Source organism: Bacillus sp. BPN334, assembly GCF_008368885.1.
In the GTDB taxonomy this organism is placed as follows: Bacteria; Bacillota; Bacilli; order Bacillales; family Bacillaceae_G; genus Bacillus_A; species Bacillus_A wiedmannii.
This window is the reverse complement of record NZ_QOZW01000013.1, coordinates 344572-364375: the sequence shown is the minus strand read 5'-3', so window position 1 is coordinate 364375 and position 19804 is coordinate 344572. Positions and strand designations below refer to the sequence as shown.

15 protein-coding genes and 1 pseudogene are annotated in these 19804 nt (G+C 31.8%); 3 read left to right on the top strand and 13 right to left on the bottom strand.

Annotated elements, in window-relative coordinates:
• Positions 1–186 precede the first annotated feature (186 nt).
• Entirely contained in the window at positions 187–1308 is a 1122-nt protein-coding gene (tnpB, locus tag DN393_RS22010; RefSeq protein ID WP_144525188.1) for an IS200/IS605 family element RNA-guided endonuclease TnpB, read from the top strand.
• A gap of 333 nt (positions 1309–1641) precedes the next feature.
• Here the strand turns inward: tnpB and DN393_RS22005 are convergent, their stop codons facing one another.
• Positions 1642–2004 carry a PH domain-containing protein gene (locus DN393_RS22005; RefSeq protein ID WP_016136249.1) on the bottom strand — a complete coding sequence of 121 codons (363 nt, stop codon included), beginning with the start codon at positions 2002–2004 and terminating at the stop codon, positions 1642–1644.
• A 585-nt stretch (positions 2005–2589) separates the two neighbouring features.
• Between DN393_RS22005 and DN393_RS22000 the strand changes: the two genes are divergently transcribed.
• Positions 2590–2886 carry a hypothetical protein gene (locus tag DN393_RS22000; RefSeq protein ID WP_000219733.1) on the top strand — a complete coding sequence of 99 codons (297 nt, stop codon included), beginning with the start codon at positions 2590–2592 and terminating at the stop codon, positions 2884–2886.
• Between the two features lie 98 nt (positions 2887–2984).
• Here the strand turns inward: DN393_RS22000 and DN393_RS32520 are convergent, their stop codons facing one another.
• Together DN393_RS32520 and DN393_RS31675 are read right to left on the bottom strand one after the other, a co-directional pair.
• A complete protein-coding gene (locus DN393_RS32520; RefSeq protein ID WP_368656002.1) occupies positions 2985–3092 on the bottom strand; it encodes an IS3 family transposase in 108 nt (35 codons plus the stop codon).
• Between the two features lie 38 nt (positions 3093–3130).
• Entirely contained in the window at positions 3131–3301 is a 171-nt protein-coding gene (locus tag DN393_RS31675; protein WP_176542278.1) for a hypothetical protein, read from the bottom strand.
• A gap of 468 nt (positions 3302–3769) precedes the next feature.
• On the opposite strand from DN393_RS31675, the gene DN393_RS21990 reads away from it, so the two are divergent.
• The gene (locus DN393_RS21990) at positions 3770–4444 is read left to right on the top strand and encodes a hypothetical protein (RefSeq protein ID WP_149173936.1); all 675 of its coding nucleotides are present in this window, start codon (positions 3770–3772) and stop codon (positions 4442–4444) included.
• An 86-nt stretch (positions 4445–4530) separates the two neighbouring features.
• On the opposite strand, the pseudogene DN393_RS21985 reads toward DN393_RS21990, so the two are convergent.
• From DN393_RS21985 to DN393_RS21945, 10 genes and pseudogenes are all read right to left on the bottom strand, one after another.
• Positions 4531–5872 (bottom strand): annotated as a pseudogene (locus tag DN393_RS21985) (IS3 family transposase).
• Positions 5873–6172: 300 nt separating this feature from the next.
• The gene (locus DN393_RS21980; RefSeq protein WP_149173935.1) at positions 6173–6424 is read right to left on the bottom strand and encodes a DUF2164 family protein; all 252 of its coding nucleotides are present in this window, start codon (positions 6422–6424) and stop codon (positions 6173–6175) included.
• Between the two features lie 139 nt (positions 6425–6563).
• Positions 6564–7259 carry a ParB N-terminal domain-containing protein gene (locus DN393_RS21975; RefSeq protein WP_472926289.1) on the bottom strand — a complete coding sequence of 232 codons (696 nt, stop codon included), beginning with the start codon at positions 7257–7259 and terminating at the stop codon, positions 6564–6566.
• A 210-nt stretch (positions 7260–7469) separates the two neighbouring features.
• Positions 7470–8438, bottom strand: coding sequence for a 2,3-diaminopropionate biosynthesis protein SbnB (gene sbnB, locus DN393_RS21970; RefSeq protein ID WP_149173933.1), 969 nt, complete (start codon positions 8436–8438; stop codon positions 7470–7472).
• 27 nt (positions 8439–8465) lie between these two features.
• Positions 8466–9443, bottom strand: coding sequence for a 2,3-diaminopropionate biosynthesis protein SbnA (gene sbnA / locus DN393_RS21965; protein WP_046955333.1), 978 nt, complete (start codon positions 9441–9443; stop codon positions 8466–8468).
• A gap of 170 nt (positions 9444–9613) precedes the next feature.
• Complete coding sequence (locus tag DN393_RS21960) at positions 9614–10546, bottom strand: ornithine carbamoyltransferase (RefSeq protein ID WP_087984400.1); 933 nt, start codon at positions 10544–10546, stop codon at positions 9614–9616.
• A 363-nt stretch (positions 10547–10909) separates the two neighbouring features.
• Complete coding sequence (locus tag DN393_RS31670; protein WP_165915440.1) at positions 10910–11053, bottom strand: hypothetical protein; 144 nt, start codon at positions 11051–11053, stop codon at positions 10910–10912.
• Between the two features lie 353 nt (positions 11054–11406).
• On the bottom strand, positions 11407–12105 hold the full coding sequence (locus DN393_RS21955) for a 4'-phosphopantetheinyl transferase family protein (protein ID WP_149173932.1): 699 nt from the start codon (positions 12103–12105) through the stop codon (positions 11407–11409).
• A gap of 183 nt (positions 12106–12288) precedes the next feature.
• Positions 12289–18825 (bottom strand): amino acid adenylation domain-containing protein, encoded by a 6537-nt coding sequence (locus DN393_RS21950; RefSeq protein ID WP_149173931.1) that lies wholly within the window; start codon positions 18823–18825, stop codon positions 12289–12291.
• A 243-nt stretch (positions 18826–19068) separates the two neighbouring features.
• On the bottom strand, positions 19069–19800 hold the full coding sequence (locus DN393_RS21945) for a thioesterase II family protein (protein ID WP_255449818.1): 732 nt from the start codon (positions 19798–19800) through the stop codon (positions 19069–19071).
• Positions 19801–19804 lie beyond the last annotated feature (4 nt).

The following is a 19804-nucleotide window of genomic DNA, read 5'->3' as shown; positions in this document are numbered from 1 at the left end:
ATCATTTTAGCCAAGAAGACTCCTTCCTCAAGGAACGCGAAGTGTGTAGGTGGGAGATGCATTGGCTTCGAACAAGGGATGGCAGGAAGTCATCTTAATTGTTCGACATGCAGAAAGTGTTACTTCACTATCACCGAATGTACGTTTGGTATATAATAGTCATATACCGAAATGGAGGTGAATCAAATGATAATTAATAAAGCCTTTAAGTTTCGTATCTATCCAAATCAAGCACAAGCAATTCTAATTAATAAAACGATAGGTTGTTCTCGCTTTGTATTCAATCATTTCCTATCCCTATGGAATCACGCATATAAAGAAACTGGAAAAGGTTTAACATATGGTACATGCTCTGCCAAACTCCCTGCCATGAAGAAAGAGTTTATTTGGCTCAAAGAAGTGGATAGTATTGCGATTCAGTCGTCTGTTCGCAACCTTGCGGATGCGTATACACGATTTTTTAAAAAACAAAATAGTGCCCCGCGTTTCAAATCCAAGAAGAATAACGTACAATCTTATATCACAAAACAAACAAATGAAAACATTGCCGTTATAGGAAGCAAAATAAAATTGCCAAAACTAGGTCTTGTTCGATTTGCCAAAAGTCGTGAAATAACGGGACGTATTGTAAATGCTACAGTTAGACGGAACCCTTCTGGTAGATATTTTGTGTCATTATTAGTTGAAACAGAAGTACAAGAACTTCCGAAAACACATTCTTACATTGGAGTAGATGTAGGACTAAAAGATTTCGCCATTTTGTCAGATGGAACACCCTATGAAAATCCGAAGTTTTTCCGATCATTAGAAGATAAGTTGGCGAAAGCACAGCGTGTCCTTTCTAGAAGAATGAAAGGATCTTCTCGTTGGAATAAACAACGAGTAAAAGTAGCTAGAATTCATGAATACATATCAAATGCTAGAAAAGATTACTTAGACAAAATCTCAACTGAAATCATCAAAAACCACGATGTTATCGGTATAGAGGATTTGCAAGTATCAAATATGTTAAAAAATCGTAAGTTAGCAAAAGCAATTAGTGAAGTATCTTGGTCACAGTTTCGAACCATGTTGGAATATAAAGCAAAATGGTATGGCAAACAAGTCATTGTCGTATCGAAAACATTTGCTTCCAGCCAATTATGTTCTTGTTGTGGATATCAAAACAAAGACGTTAAAAATCTAAACCTACGTAAATGGGACTGTCCTTCTTGTCGTACACACCATGATAGGGATATTAACGCAAGTATCAATATAAAGAATGAAGCAATAAGGCTTCTAACCGCAAGGACTGCGGGGTTAGCCTAATCAATTAGAGTTCGATAGAACTCTTTACTTAGGAATCCTCCACTTCTAAACGAAGTGAAAGTGGGGGTAGTTCAAGCCTCTTTCAAGTCCTAATGCACACCTTAAAAATAGCACTTTTAAAAAGTGCTATTTTTACTTTGCATGTCATCCATCCATGTATAAGGATAATAAAACTCTTTAATTTTATCTTTAGAAAGGCAATAACCTCCCATCAAACAGGATGATAGAAGGTTATTAAAGTCATTTAAAATTTGTTTTTTGTTTTAATGTTTTCAATTTTAGCAAATCATACTATTGTTTAATTTGAGAAGCAAATTTTAAAAACAAACTTCTTTATTTCAAGATCATAATTTTTTCTTTTACAAATACTGCAAACCTCTCCAGGTCACCTTCCTCAATTAAATTCATCACTTCACGTTCGCCATCATGAAAAAAAATGATTTTCTTTCCTGTTAATAATCCTTTTTCTACATCTATTGAGTTAATTTTGGCATAATTAAATACTTTAAACGTTTCACTCCCTAAATATTTTGTATAAAAACACATACGTTCATTTGTAGCGACCAATATCCCTTTTCTTTGACTACCCATACCAAATACTTGATATTGAAACATTCCATATAGGCTATTTTCAATAATCTCATTTTCATTAAGATGTGATTGTACCAATGTCATAGCCGTTTTTATATTTTTCATGACAACTCCTCCTGTATTCCCTTTTTATTAACTATAAAGATATTAGGATATCCCTATTTTCATCATACAGGATAAAGAGTTTAAATTCCAATTAATACCACTTTTTCAAACAACTTTATTAACTGTGAACAATCCTACGATGAATTGAGATTTTAACTTATGAATAATTTGTGGAATTATTTCCAATACTACGAATAGATTGGTAACAGCCAATCTGTATCCATAATGAATCTCTAATTTTCTTGAATTCTCCCTGAGGCAAGGCGGCTATTTTTTATAGCTGCCTTTCTTGGGTATGAATTATAAATTTTTACACATACTATTAACGGAATGCTTGAATCATTGTCATTGAAAATGTTCAGCACTTCCGCTCCTTAAGAGAACAGTCTACGCAACTGTTCTCTTTCCTATTTCCTTTTTTCACACATATAATATGACAAGCATTATTAACTCCGCTACAATCAATAGCATTGCAACATTTTCAACGTTTCCTCAACAATTTCTCAATATTTTTCATGGACAACAGCACACTTACTCAACAGGTTTAATATCTTAATATTAAATACTGAAAGGAGATGTTGAAAAATGACTTGGTTCATTATTTTAGGATTTATGCTTATTTTAATAATAAGCGGTTTTCATGCACATAGTATTCATATCATTTTCAAAATAGGTTCAGATACAAAAGCTGTGCCAAGTTGGTCTTTCGTTAATAAAATAAACTTCCAAACATTAAAAGAATTAATAAAAGGACTAAATAAGGATAAACTTAAAATCCTTACAATAGGAGAACTTGTTATTCCTTTAAGTTTCTTTAATAGATTATTTAGCAAAACATTAATTTTTCTATTCCTATTCTTTTACTCTCAATACTTAAACTAACGTAGTATGAGATGAGTTAAAGAATAACAATCACTGAGCGTAGCAAGCCAACAATCGATCGCCTATGATGAACTGAACCTGAAGAATTAAACAAAAAATTAAGCAGCTGTTTGAATGTGAGTCCGGTATTGTACTGGACTCATTCCTTTTAAGTGTACTTTGATTTTTTTACGATTGTAATGACCTCTATAATTATCTAGTACTATCTTAATATGTTATATACTTTCGAATTTTGTAAGATAAATTACTCTTGCTTTGTCTTGTTCTGTAATTCCATCTCTTTTTGAAGGAAGGCCTTTAACTCTTTTAAGTAATCGATTTCCATACATAAACATTCATTTTCATCTTTTAATGCCTCTATAGCCTCTTCAATAGCTGCATTATCTAACTTCGATCTTGTATTTGTAATTCCCATAGCTGGATCCCCTTTCTTCTTTTATATAGGAAATCCATGTCTTATAAATCATATATTTCCTTTCATCTACGAACTATTTCAATGAATTCCTTAACAAAAACTATTTATTTTCTTTGTTTTTAATTTATTTCTAAACGTTTCAGATATCCCCTTTTAAAAATCCTCCAATATTCATTCCTTATTTCTCTCACCTAAATGAATCGTAGTACATATTATCCACAACATATTTATAGGTTTTTATAGTATTATTAGCAAAATCTTCTTATATTCAAATAGACATACGGCTTTAATCTGTCAACTCCACCTATATTGATAAATATGAAAAAACAAATTTATTTGACATTTCGATGACTTCTAACAGGAAAATATATACATTAAATCAAACCTGATATATCTTTAATTTGTAAGTTGTAGTTAGTTGGCCAACTTTCCATACAATTTAATAATTTAAAATATGGGGGATCTAAAATGAATCAAGTATTACGAAAAAGTAAGAAAAAAATGATGTATCTAGTTGGTTCACTTCTAATTTCTCTATCAATGTTTTCAACTACTAGTTTTGCAGCTACAGAAGGTGCTGTAAAAAGTGTTACAAATAGTACCTATACTGGGATTGCAGCTGATATAAATCTACCAAAATCAGTTGTTGTTAAAGATGGATATGTGAATTGGTATTTAGGTATTGGAGCATCTAAAGTTGAGGGTGGTATTTCCAAAACACCTAGTGGATATAAAGTATTTCTAAATTCAGGGTATAATGAATCAGGTCAAAACAGTAAGTATTGGAACACACAGTATGATACATCAATTAACGATGGTGACCGAGTAAACCTTAAACTCGTTAATAACGGAAATGGTACGGTTACTATGTATGTAAATGGAAGCCCTAGATATGCAAATCAGCCTGTATATGGCTCATTTTCTCAATATGAACCAGTAAAAATGGTTCAGGGGGTTGAAGATACTGGACGTAATTCCTTTAGCCAAGCTAGCTTTTCAAACGTACTTCTAAGAACAGATACATCTGGGGCTACCTACAAAAATTGGAACAGTTCAATTTCTTCCTCATTTTCAAGGCACGGTACTTATGGTAACAGTTTCACAGTTTATTCTCAAGTGCCATTAAGCGCAAGTTTACGCTAAGGTTGTTCTTGTATACGAATGGTTTTGTGAAAAAGGTAGCTGTACAAAATAATCTGTACCCTTTGTAAAGGACATTTTGAAAAAAGTTAGGCAACATCAAGAAGATGATTTCTGTATCCAACAGGAGTCATCTTTTTTAAATTCCATTGATATCTATAGTGATTATAGTACGTCATATATTTCTTAATCTCTTGTTTCAACTCATCAAAGGACGCGCAAGGTTTTATATGAGCTTCATCTTTCAGATGACCAAAAAACGATTCTTGTGGGGCGTTATCCCAACAGTTTCCTCTTCTTGACATGGATTGTCCAAGATTTAGCTTTTTGACTAGCTTTTGATAGGTAGGGCTTGTGTAGTGGGCTCCTTGATTTGAATGAATATAAGCACCTTCAGTCAATCGAATCCGCGGATTCCTTTTTAGTTTATGGAGAGTTGTCGTTACGAGCTCTAATGTCATCTGTTCTGAAACATGGTAAGCTAAAATTTCATTAGTTGAGCCATCTAAAATTGTAGATAAATAGGCCCTTTGAGTCTTACCGTAAACTAAATAGGTGATATCTGTAAGAAGTGTTTTCCCTGGGATATTTTTTTAAAATTCCCGAATTAATTGATTCGGTACTATTCGATGTTCTTTTGTAGCTTTCAGCATTCGTTTATAAGGATTCGCTTTGCGAACCGGGCATACAATCTCGTATTTCTTCATAATTCTACGGATACGCTTTAAATTGTAGACAACTTGAAACTGACCCGCCAATATCATCTTTATCTGACGAGCCCCTTTTTTCTATTTCTAAATCGAAGTGCTTTTAATATGGCTTCTTTCACGATTTCATCTCGATCACTCTTTTGTTTCCGTTGTTCTTGGGATGAAATTGAAAAGTAATTATAGTAACCCGAATGGGATACACCAGCTACTTTACACAAATGACTGACCATATTCCTTAAGTTGTATTTCATGATGACAGAACGAATTAAGATGAATTTCTGACTAGGTGGTAGTGTTATTTCCTTCTCATCCTCCCTTCCATAAGTTTTACTTTTTTTAGCAATTCGCTTTCCGCCTTTAGTAAGTTTCGTTAGGCTTCTAAACGGGCATACTTTTCTTTCAACGTAAGCTCTCTCTCAAGAGTTCTTCCAGCGTTTTCGGTACGTGTATCCCGTAAACCCAATACACCATTTTTTCTATAAGCAGCACGCCATCTACTTCCCGATGACATAGCCCGTTTCATTCCAATCATATCTATATCAAAACCACATTCTTCAAAAATATTTCGAGGTAGCTTTCCTTTTTCATTTTCCTCAATAAAAATATGCTTAAATTCCTCTGTATAAGTGATACCTTTCTGACTTACAGATTTTACATATAGGTTATTTGATAGAATTTGAATTTCTCTTTCTGTAAATAGCTTTTTTGTCATTTTAGACATTCTCCGATCCCAATTTTCCCTTTATTATACAAGAAATACCCTATAGAATAGACTTTTTTCGAGTGTCTATTCTATAGGGTATATTTTAAAAGTACAGCTACCTTTTTCATACTTGAATTGGAAAAATCGTGTTAAAAATAAAAAGATGAAATTGCAAGTATATTCACTTCACAATTCCATCTCTACTAAAAATTGTATATCATCAACTCTCTTGATCCTCGCTATTCTACCAAATTAATAGCAACACATTATGTAGGTATAGGTTTATACTATTCTAGATTTAAATACATGTAATATTGCCTATACTTTGTTATTTTCATGTGAAACTAATTCACTATATATCTCTTTCTCTATATTTTTCAAGAGAATTTCCAACCTATTTTTTGTAGCTAGATTAAAATGTGGATTTAATTCTTTTATTATAAATTCAAGTATCTCAAAGCTTATGTAATCCCCTAATTCAAGTGAATATTGATCACCCAAGAAAGTTTTTAACTTTTTAGAGACCTCCACTTTATCTTTTTTGGTAATATTTACCCCATCCGATAACAAACCTCTCTTAGATCAGTCTTAAATACTAATTCAAAAAGTTTTTATAACATAATAAAAATGTTTTGAAATTAATATATATCATATAATGAAATTTTTACAAATAAATAAAAAATATACATCATAATCACTAAACAGTATATTATGCATCATAAACATATATTGGCTCGTCATAAAGGCGTAAACATTTTGACCATTTTCCACATAACGTTTCCCATTCACCAGCAGGATATACTTCCGTACGCAATATATGAAGTGGTATACGTAAATTCAATAACCGACCACTAAGCGTCGTACGAGTAACTCCCGCTGGCATTAAAAGCTTTGCTTCAATTATCTTTTTCAGTTCCATCAACGAGTATTCTGGATAACTCATCAATATTTCATTTGAATGAGGCCAGACCTCAGTATCATTTGAATGACGACGTACCGTATACTCATGTTGATATAAACCGACAATACGATGCCATATCTCTAAATGGGTAAATAAATCGCCATTTAAATCCCTTGCATATAAAAAATGTTCTTGTTTATTTGCTTCTGTAATTTTTACCAGCAAACGTTTATTACCAATAATTTTATCTGACCAAATTATTGTAGGTTCTTTCTTTAAATTATTTATCCATTCCCCCATTGGTAATAAATGATTCCAAGCACGAATTTTTATTTTTTCATCAGGTACTACCTGTACGGCAACGCGTTTACAGCCTAATGCCATCATAGCCTTCATACGATGGGCACCATCAAGTAACAGATAATTACCATCACTAAGCTCAGATACTAAGGGAGGATTCCGTAAAACACTTTCGCTTTCCATTACACGACAAATTTGTTCCAATCTTTTGTGTTCATATGATTCATGAAAGCGAATTTGCTTGGGATGTAAGAGATCTAAGGCCGAAATAATTTCACTCATAAAAACAGCTCCTCAAGTAATTACATAAATTCTAAGCTTATCAAATAACTAATTTTCTATAATTATTAGTCATGTTTACCGATATTTAGCAGCCATTAGACAATTATTTCAAACTGCGTTTTAATAATTTTACTAGTCTTCTAATAAAACACCAATTTCATTTTCCCTAGCCCTTTGATAGTAATAAGCAGCAATGGCTACATCAAATATGGCCATACCCATTGGATTAAATAATATTGCTTTGTCATAAGGGAAATTTTGCAGTGCTCCTCGGATTACAACGTCAGCAATTGATATTGTATCTTCTTTTTGTAAACCTCTTTCAAGATGCATCCTTTCAACATCAGTTTTTTCACGACAGACTTCTTCCCAATTATCAACAACTAGTGATTTTGTATATTCTAAGATATCAGGCTTAAAATCACGAAGAGAAACATTGAGTAGTAGCGCCCCATCTTTAGGTTTTTTATCAATATAACCTTCTGCAGAAACAGTACAAGTAATAAAAATATCAGCATCATTATAGGCTTCTTCATATGCATTAACCTTTTGAGTTTTAGAATAAATTTCCTCAGGAATTAATTCGTCTTTAATTCCATTGATATCATATAAGTAAACATTTTCGATTTTATCGCCTAATAAGGCAGTTACCATCTTCAAATGCACTTGACCAATAGGTCCAAATCCAATAATTCCAACTTTAATATTATTTAAATCTCTTAACTTGGCAAACTCTCGAATCATTAACCCTGTAACAGAAGCTGTTCGTATTACACTGACCATTGCTGTATTAAGTGTTGCAAATGGTTTTCCAGTCATAGCATCATTTAATATAGTAACTGAATGAGCACGTTGAATACCTTTCTCAATATTCTTTGGAAAACTAGCTATCCATTTTATTCCTGAAACCTTAAATTCTCCTCCAATATAAGCTGGCATAGCAATAATTCTATTAGCCGGATTATCGAAACGTAAGTATGGTTTAATTGGCTGAGAAAAATCTTCTGAATCAAGACTTTTTACTGCCTTTGAAATGACATTTATTGTTTCTTCCCAATTAACACCCATTTCATTGATATGTTTAGTATTTAAATACATCATAATTGCTTCCTCATTTCTATATCATTTTTATAAAGAAACTAATTGGTCTTCTACTGATTTTTGTGTATTAAGCCATTCTACCCATTCTACGTTGTAAATAGTTGATGTGTAAGCTTGACCATTATCAGGACATAAGAAAACAACATTAGGGGTATTTTGAACATCCCTATTTTCAAAATACTTTTGGATTGCATAATATGAAGTCCCTGATGATCCACCAGCAAATATTGCATGTTTATTAAATAGCTCATAACAACCTGCAACAGTATGAACCTCCGGTACAATAATTACATCATCAATCAATGCTTTTTTAACCATACCAGGTATCATACTGGCACCAATTCCTGGTATGTATCGTTTACGAGGCTTATCACCAAAAATAATGGATCCTTGACTATCTACCGCAATAATTTTAATATTAGGGAATTTTTCTTTTAATCGTGTAGATACCCCAGCGATAGTTCCTCCAGTACTCACTCCAATGAAAGCATAATCTAACTGTTTAAAATCATTAGATATTTCTCCACCAATTCCTTGATAATGAGCTTCAAAGTTATCGGCATTATTATATTGATTTGTCCAGTAGGCATTAGGAATAGTATTTAAAAGTTCTTTCACCTTATTTAAACGCGTTAATAAATAGCCACCTGTTTCATCTCGTTCATCCACTTTAGCTACTTGATAGGAAGTTGCTCTCAAAAAATTCTCATAACTATTGTTAATATTTGGATCAATAACTGGTATGAATTTCAGACCAATATACCTACAAAGAGTAGCAAGAGCAACCGCAAAGTTACCAGATGAAGATTCGATAATTGTAGAATTTTCAGTCACTTCACCGCGACTTATTGCTGATTTTAAAATATGGTAAGCAGCACGTACTTTAACACTATTCATTAAATTGTAATATTCTAGTTTTGCATACAGATTAATCTTTTCATGCTCTAATTTAATCATAGGCGTGTTGCCGATTACCCTTTCTAAACTCTCTAATTTCTTGAGCATAATTTGCTTCCTTTCTTGGTTAAAATCTAAAAAAAATAATTAAAGATAAACATTTACAAATCTGAATATAAATCATCTTTAAATAACTTATATTCAGATTTACTTTAAATGTTCTTTCGAATGTACCTCAAATAGAACTTATACCTGAAAGACAATAAATGCTGGATTCTTTAGTATCGATAAGCTAAGCACCATTCAAGTACTGCCATAGCACTATTTAACTTATTTTCGGCCTGGGTAAATACAATACTTTTCGGTCCATCAATAACTGTTGCTGCTACTTCTTCACCCCGGTGTGCTGGAAGGTCATGCATAAAAGTAGCTTCCGGATATAAAGTCAAAATTTTCTCTGTCACTGCAAATGGATTAAATGCATCTTTCCATAAAGGATCTATTTTGCTTGTACCTGTTGTTTGCCACCTTGTTGTATATACAACATCCACTTCATTAGGTAACATTTTTATATCATGACATTCAATAACTTTAGCACCAGAAGATCTTGCATATTCTTTTGATTTTTCAAGCACACTTGGAGACACTCCATAACCAGCAGGTGTAAAAAGATAAAACTCTGTACCTGGAAAACGAGATAAAGAAAGGGCTAGAGCTGCTGCACTGTTATTACCTTCTCCCATATATAAAACCCGTAATCCAGCTATTTCACCAAATTTTTGTTTCATTGTTGTTAAGTCCGTTAGCGCTTGTGTTGGATGTTCTTCCGCACTCATTGCATTAATGACTGACATACGACTTTGAGATGCCAGTTTTTCCATTTCCTTTTGACTATCTGCAGTTCTTGCTACTAGTCCATCCAGCATTCGCGAAAGCACTTGAGTAGTGTCTTCTATAGACTCCCCTGTATTTTCTTGCAAATCATTTGGACCATACGATACAATTTGTGCACCCATCTTTAATGCTGCAACAGAAAATGCCGATCGAGTTCTAGTCGATGTTTTACGGAAGTAAATCCCAATTATATTTCCCGCTAATATGTGATTAGGTTGCGATTTACCTGTGGCAAACTCTACCCCACGAGTTACAATTTGGTTAAGATCACTATCAGTAAGATCCTCAAGAGTAATTAAATGTTTTCGAATAGCCATTATTATATTACCTCCCTTTTGAATAAGTGCATGTAACAAAAATGTATTTACACATATATGTAAATCAAAACTATTAAACAGCTAAGGTAAAAAATAATAGATTGAAAATATAATTCATGTGGATCCATTACCACACTTTTCTATATTTGTTTTTAAACTAATGTATAGCAGTTGATATATAGCCTATATGAACTCGAATACTATTTTTACTCATAAATACTTAATTATAATTCTATTGTTAGTCTATATTCCTATTTTTTATGATATAGCTCTGCTGAATATATTACACACTACAACACTAAAAATATACTCAAAATACTGAATTTTCAGCTTTCTCAATTCTTTTATCAATTTTCTGTCAATTCATACTCGAATTCTCTTTTTTACTAATAATATACATACAATGTTGGCCGTGTCTTTTATAACCTCATTTCCCAAAAAATCCGCCCATTCAAAAATATCATTTTCCGGATCATCAGTTAATAGGCAAATTACTGCTGCAGTCATTAAAAATCCCTCTTTAAAAGAGATATACTCCTTCTACTGGCTTGGCTATTTGTAGTTATGATAATCTCTTAATTGTTACAGATACAACTCTAACAAGTGTTATTCCAACCCGTTGATCTAAGTAAACAAACTGTGAGTGACATACTAATATATACAAAGTAATCTATTAAGCGTAAAATGATTGCATATCCAGCAAGTTTAATTACTTATGAATAGATATAAGTAAATTAAAAGCGTCATTTGAATATTAAAATGACGCTTTTGTATAATATACTAAATTCAGATATTTACTTTTAGAATTTTCAAAATTAAATTTCTAAAAATTTTCTTTCCCTAGGGAAATATCAATCATTTTAAACTAAGTAAAAATGCTTATTTTCTATAAAGTAATTACACAAATCAACAAAATCAATTTCAATTATTGATTCTGGAAAACTATCTAAAGAAGCACAACAAGAAAGCTTATAATCTTTACCAATAGTAAACTTTTTATAATAAACCTTATTAGATAGCATGTCACCATAAAATATTGTATTTTTATTAATAACAAAAGAGTTTAAAGGTATAGTTAGTCCTTTCCCTATCCATTTAACAAAGCTTTCTTTTATAGTCCATAATTCATAAAACACATCTAATTGTTGTTCTACATTTAATGAATGTAAATAATTAAATTCTTCCTCAGTAAATATATTTTTAATCATTGTAGTATCTATGGGCCGAACTTTTTCTACATCTATTCCTACTTCTTCCTCATGAATAGCTCCAACAACCCAACTTTCGGAATGTGATATATTAAAATGAAAATTATTTAACTCATCAACATAAGGCTTTCCGTATTCATTGTATTTATATTTAATATCTTTATTTTTTTTTGAGAAATTTGTAGTAATTAAATATCTTATTATAATGTCTCCAATTAAGGCGCTATATTGGTCGGGCTTTCTTTTATATTTCTGTATTTTCATCTGCTTTTCTTTTGAGACCAAACGTATAAGCTTCTGCATAATATCATGTTCTATATTTCCTGGCACACGTACCTTATATATATTCATTATATCCTTCTCACCTAATCCCTTATATAGATACAAAAAACTCACAATGAATAATTCCCATTCATTTTCTAACCTCTTTATGTTTATTATTGAATAGGCTCAGAGAAAAAAGCCTCATAATATGTTACACATGAATTTATGAGACTTTTACAAAATTAATAGTGTACAATTTAAAAAAACATTTCACTTATTTACATGTGCTAATAAGAGCATTTGTTTAAAACTCTTTTTTATACTCTTTACCAATTCATGAATATGGGGTTTCTCTAACATACTTAGATGGGAACCTAACACTTGCATAGCGTATACTTCCCCTGATGTATATTCATTCCATCTGTTATAATCTACTAGTGGGTGAATGTCATTAATAGATGCATTAAATAGAAAGATATCTGCTTTTATTTTTTGTTTACAATTATATTTTAGGTATGCATATCTATTAGCTATCATTACTTTTAACTTATTCATCATTGGATCTTCAAAATTTTGCTGACAACTATTTTCATTCAATGTAAATTTTTTCAGTAAAGATTCTATTAATTGTTCTTCACTCATTTGCTCAAAACTAATTTTCTCAATCCCTAACTGATCATTGAATTTTTCCAATTCTTCAAATGCATTCTTAATATTTAAACTAAGAATCTCCTTACCTTGTTCAATAGGATGAACATCAAGTAAACCTAGAAAACTAACTTTATCACCTAGTTCTTCTAATTTTCTAGCCATTTCAAATGCAACTATTCCTCCAAAAGACCATCCTAATAACGTATATGGCCCTTCCTTTTTTACTTGTTTAATCTCTTCTATATATCTTACCGCCATTTCCTCTACAGATAAGTTTGGAAATCTACTATCATCATATCCTATAGATTGTAACCCATATACAGTCTTATCCTCTCCTAATTCTCTAGCCAAATCATAATAGTTTAATATACCCCCGCCTTGCCCATGAACAATGAACCATTGACTATCCTTGTTTGTTCCATTTTGAATTGGAATTAAACACTCACTGTCTATTCCTCTATTCCTACTTATTACATCACTTAATTGTTCAATAGTAGCCTTTTGAAATAATAAACTTAATGGCAGTTGCACATTAAACATTCTCTTGATATTTTCGAATAACTTTAATCCCTTAAGAGAATGACCACCTAATTCAAAGAAATTATCATTTATACCAATATTATTTACGCCTAATATACTACTCCAAATATCAATTAAACTACTATCTATTTCATTTCTTGGTGGTACATAATTACTATTGCTCATTGTATTTAGCTTCGGTAACTTACTTCTATATATTTTCCCATTTTGTGTTAATGGTATATTGTGAATTGGTATGAGTTGTTGAGGTATCATATAATGTGGTAACTTTGTTGCCAAATATGCTCTTACCTCTGGAATAGGAATATCTTTTTCGGTAACTACGTATGCACATAAATACTTTTCTCCAGCTTCATCTTCTTGATCTATTACTACGGCCGTTTTGATTGTCTCATATTTTAACAAACTCGCTTCTATCTCACCTAGTTCTATTCGATATCCCCTTATTTTTACTTGATGATCGACTCGGCCCAAGTATTCAATGTTACCATCAGGTAGCCACCTTGCTATATCTCCTGTTTTATATAGTTTCTCACCTGGTTCAAATGGATGATCAATAAATTTATCTGCTGTTAATTCTTTTCGATTGATGTATCCTCTAGCTAACCCTATGCCAGAAATACATATTTCGCCTGGAACACCTATAGGTTGTACCCTGTGAAATGAATCCAATATATAAATTTTAGTATTTAACAATGGCGAACCTATCGGTACGTTTTTTGTTGTAATTTCTTTATCACTCTCATATCGATAAGTTGTACAACAGACTGTAGCCTCTGTAGGTCCGTATCCATTTAATATTTGGAGGTTCCCCCTAAATAGATGATCGTATTTTGCGAGTAATTCTGTTTTAATTGGTTCTACTCCCACAAGTAGCTTATTTAACACTATCTTCTGGTTATCTCTAACAAAATAATCATATATTTCATTTAATAAAGTAGGTGGAATATATGATAACGTGACCTGTTCCTCAAGAATGACTTGTACAAGTTTTGGTACATCAAACTTCTCACCTTGATAAATGGTCATTCTTGCGCCATATACCAATGGGACAAATATTTCAAATATAGTAACATCAAAAGAGATACTACTAGAGAATAGAACGTTATCAGTTATCCCTATATCTTGAGAGAAACCTTCATACATTGCACACAAAAAATTAGTCAAGGATCGATGTTCAATCATTACTCCTTTAGGTTGACCTGTAGAACCTGATGTATAAATAACATACGCTAAGTTGTGAGGTTCTATCATCATTTGCATGTCTTCTCCTTGTTCTTCTTCAAAAGACATATCCATTAGATCTATTACATTACCTTGGAATTCTATCCCTTTTATAATAGAGTTTTGATGTACTAATACATGTGAACACCCACTGTCTGTCAGCATATATTTCACTCTTTGTTTTGGTAAGTCGGTATCAATTGGTAAATACGCTCCACCTGCTTTTAAGACACCTAATATGCCTATAACCATCTCGATGGAGCGTTCCATCATCACTCCAACAATGGATTCTCTTTTAACTCCTTGGTCTAATAACCTTCTCGCCAACTGATTAGCTTTTATATTTAATTGCTTATATGTAATTTCTTTTTCATTACATACAACGGCTATTTGATTAGGGTTCCGTTTTACTTGTTCTTCAAACATTTTATGCACTAATAAATGATTAGAATTTAAATTCTCTTTTTTGTTAAATTCATTCATTATACAATGTTCTTCTTCTACAGATAACATATTAATATTACGCAATCGTATTTTAGGGTTATTAGTTACTTCCTGAACTATATTTGTAAAATGTACCATTAACCTTTCTATTGTCTCCGCTTTAAATAACTTAGTACTATATTCTACTTTTAAATGAATATTATTATCTATTTCCGTTGCTACTAATGACAAATCAAATTTTGAAACTGACTGCTTAAACTGATACGGTGTAAATTCTAATTCACCAATAGATATTGGATTCATATCCATGTTTTGAAAAACAAACATGGTATCAAATAATGGATTTCTACTTGTATCCCTATGCAAGTCTAAATCTTCTAATAGTTCTTCAAAAGGATAGTCTTGATTTTCATAAGCTTCTAATGTATTGAGTTTTAATCTACTCAAAAACTCAATAAACTCATCGTCATTTTCTAGATAATTTCTCATTACCAAAGTATTAATAAACATACCAATCATATGATTAGTATCAGAATGAGACCTTCCAGCAATAGGCGAACCTACAATAATGTCTTCTTGACCTGTGTATCTAGATAAAAGTATGTTATAAATGGCCAATAAAATCATATATGGCGTGGTACCAGTTTCAGTTGCTAGCTTATTTACTTTAAAAGTTAAATCTGTTCCCAAATTAAAGGAACAAACCTTACCTTTAAAGCTTTGTATAGTCGGTCTTTGAAAATCGGTTGGAAAATTTAAAACCGGGAGTTCTCCTTTTAAAGTTGTTAACCAATAATTCTTTTGTTCACTAATTAGATTCTTATAGTAAGGTCCATTTTGCCACATCACATAGTCTTTGTACTGTACTCTCAATCTTGGAAGTTCATTTCCTTTATACAATTCTACAAACTCTTTTATTAATATCCCCATTGATAAACCATCAGATATTATATGATGCATATCTACTACAAGGATATGTCTTTCTTCTGCTATCCTTAAAAGCAACACCCTTAATAATGGAGGTTTTGATAAATCAAATGGACTTATAAAATCATGTATTAAATAATCCGCATCTTTTTCATTTACATGAACGTATTCAATATTGAATTCTACATTAGGCTCAATTTTCTGCACTAATTCCCCATCTAAAATTTGAAAAGAAGTTCTTAATATTTCATGTCTCTGAATTAAAGATTGAAATATATTTTCAAACTTATCTTTACAAATATCCCCTTCTACTTTAAGTATTGTGGGCATATTATAAGTTGTATTTGTACCATCTTCGAATTGATCTACTATAAACATTCTCTTTTGTGACGTAGAAGCTAAATAATACTCTTGTTGTTTTACAGGTTCTATGGAAATATAATTACTTTTTTCCATTTCTAATATACATTTTGAAAAATCAACCAAAACAGGAAACTTAAATAGGGATTTAATAGATAATTGCACATTAAATTCTTTATTAACGATAGAAATTAGCCTAGCAGCCTTTAATGAATGACCACCTATCTCAAAAAAATTATCCTGTATTCCTACCCTTTGTATTCCTAATACATCTTTCCAAATCTCAACTAATTTTCTTTCTGTAGAATTTGTCGGCTCTAGATGACTAGATTTCAAATTATAAATAGGTTGAGGTAATTTTTTTCTATCTATTTTTCCGTTTTGTGTTAACGGTATGTTTTGAATGGATATGATTTGTTGAGGTATCATATAATATGGTAACTTGGTTGCTAAATATGCTCTTACCTCTGGAATAGGAATATCTTTTTCGGTAACTACGTACGCACATAAATACTTTTCTCCACTTTCATCTTCTCGCTGTATTACTACGGCCGTTTTGATTGTCTCATATTTTAACAAACTTGCTTCTATTTCACCTATTTCTATTCGGTATCCCCTTATTTTTACTTGATGATCGACTCGGCCCAAGTATTCAATTTTACCATCAGGTAGCCACCTTGCTATATCTCCTGTTTTATATAGTTTTTTACCAAGTTCAAATGGATCATCAATGAATTTATCTGCTGTTAATTCTTTTCGATTGATGTATCCTCTAGCTAACCCTATGCCAGAAATACATATTTCTCCTGGAACACCTATGGGTTGTATCCTGTGAAATGAATCCAATATATAAATTTTAGTATTTAACAATGGCGAACCTATCGGTACGTTTTGTGTTGTAATTTCTTTATCCCTCTCATATTGATAAGATGTACAACAGACTGTAGCCTCTGTAGGTCCGTATAAATTTAATATTTGGAGGTTCCCCCTAAATAGATGATCGTATTTTGCGAGTAATTTTGTTTTAATTGGTTCTACTCCCACGAAAAGTTTATTTAACGATATCTTCTGATTCGCCCTTACAAAATAATCATATATTTCATTTAATAAGGTAGGTGGAATATATGCTAACGTGACCTGTTCCTCAAGAATGACTTGTACAAGTTTTGGTACATCAAACTTCTCACCTTGATGAATAGTCATTCTTGCGCCATATACCAATGGGACAAATATTTCAAATATAGTAACATCAAAAGAGATACTGCTTGAGAATAGAACATTATCAGTTATCCCTATATCTTGAGAGAAGTCCTCATACATTGCACACAAAAAATTAGTCAAGGATCGATGTTCAATCATTACTCCTTTAGGTTGGCCTGTAGAACCTGATGTATAAATAACATATGCCAAGTTGTGAGGTTCCATCGTTATCTGCAAATTTTCTACTTGTTCTTCTTCAAAAGGGATATCCATTAGATTTATTACACTACCTTGGAATGCTACTCCCTTTATAATAGAGTTTTGATATGTTAGTACATGTGAACACCCACTGTCTGTCAGCATGTATTCCACTCTTTGTTTTGGTAAATCGGTATCAATCGGTAAATACGCCCCACCTGCTTTTAAGATACCTAATATGCCTACAATCATCTCAATAGAGCGTTCCATCATCACACCAACAATGGATTCTCTTTTAACTCCTTCGTCTAATAACCTTCTCGCCAACTGATTAGCTTTTATATTTAATTGCTTATATGTAATTTCTTTTTCATTACATACAATCGCTATTTGATTAGGATTCTGTTTTACCTGCTCTTCAAATAATTGAGGAGCTGTTACAGTCTCACAAAGTAATGTTTTATGAACTCTAGTCGTATGATTGAAATCATATAATATTTGATTCTTTTCTGCTTTAGACATTACATCTAGATCCATTGCAGATTTATTTGGATCTTTCATTAATATATCTAAAATATTATATAAATGATTAACTATTCTACGAACTAACCCTTCACTATATAAAGTAGAATTATAATCCACTTGAACCTTTAACTGTTCTTCATTTTTCATAAACCTAATAACCATATCAGAGTTTATTTTATCTGTACTCTCATAACAATGAATATCATCTAACATTACTATTGTATTTAATAAGGGAAGATTATTACTCTCTCCATCTAGACTTAATAATTGAGTAAGTTTATTAAAAGGAAAATGACAATGTTCATTTGACTCTAAAATTGTTTCTTTAATTTTATATATTATTTCTTTGAAATTATCTTCTTGATTTATTTGAGTACGTAATAATAAAAAGTTGTTTTGAAAAACCGTCTCTTCTTGACCTTTCTTAAAAACTGGCATTCCAATTACTACATCATCCCTATCGGTATATCTACTTAAGAGGTATTTCACACCTGATAATAAAATAGTGTACAGTAACATATCAGAATTATTGCTAATTGCTACAGCTCTCTTCGCAATATCCGATGGGAATTGACAATAATAACTTTCTTTAGAAGCCTGAATATTATTTAAAGACAGACAATCACAAGGAAATCTACTTAACTCAACATCACCTGATAACTTGTCTAACCAATATTCTTTTTCTTTTTTAAATTTTTCACTAGATAATAAAACCTGCTGGGTAAATTTATCAAGCATTTTTTCTTCCCACCATTCTCTATGATATTGATACTAAATACTACAATATTTAGTGGTTATGTTCCCCATAGACCCATCCGTTTTATCATGAGGGAGCACAATCATACTCGTCATTGGGAGTTTTCTTCCTCGGTAATAAAACTCCCAATGACGACCAATTGGATTGCTACTTTAGCGATAGAAGTTTCAACATAAAGCATAGAAATGCACTTTTCTCTTACTCAGATACATCCCTTAATTTTTTCACTTCACAGATTTTACCCTATCTAATATTTTCATAATTAACTCGCCCACGATGTCAGCTTGATGTAGTAAAAACATATGACCACCATTAACTGTTAGAAAATGAACCTCATTGCCCCATTCTACCCACTTCTTAGCCCCTTTTACTGTATAATTGGAGTCTGTTGTTCCACTAATAATGTACAGAGGCGCTTTCAACAATGTTGTGTCATCATTTATATAATTCTCAATGGCACGAAAGTCTGATCGAATAACTGGAAGGATATAGTTTAAAAGCTCCTGATGTTGTAATACTTCATCTGGTAATCCTCCCAAAGACTTTATATAATCTATAAAGTCTTTATCATCTAAATGATTTGTTTTTCTTCTTATTTCCGGTGGATTCATAGCAGAGATAATAACATTTTTAGGATTTATGCCCTTACTTTCTAAAATCTGAGCCATACGGTGAACTATAATTCCTCCCATGCTATGGCCAAATAATGTAACCTCTCCCTCTAAAATTGGTTGCATCTCCTTTAAATATAAATTAACAAGATCATCTATGTTATCAACTAGTGCAGAAAGATTGGGACCATGGCCTGGAGGATCAAATGAAATAAGTTTTATATCTTCCGGTAAATAATTCTTTAAAGGTAAAAAAGAATTTGAATAGCCCCCAGCATAAGGAACACAAACCAAATATTTGTTACTATTCAATCCTGGCGATAAATCTTTCATTAATTTTCTCAAGTGA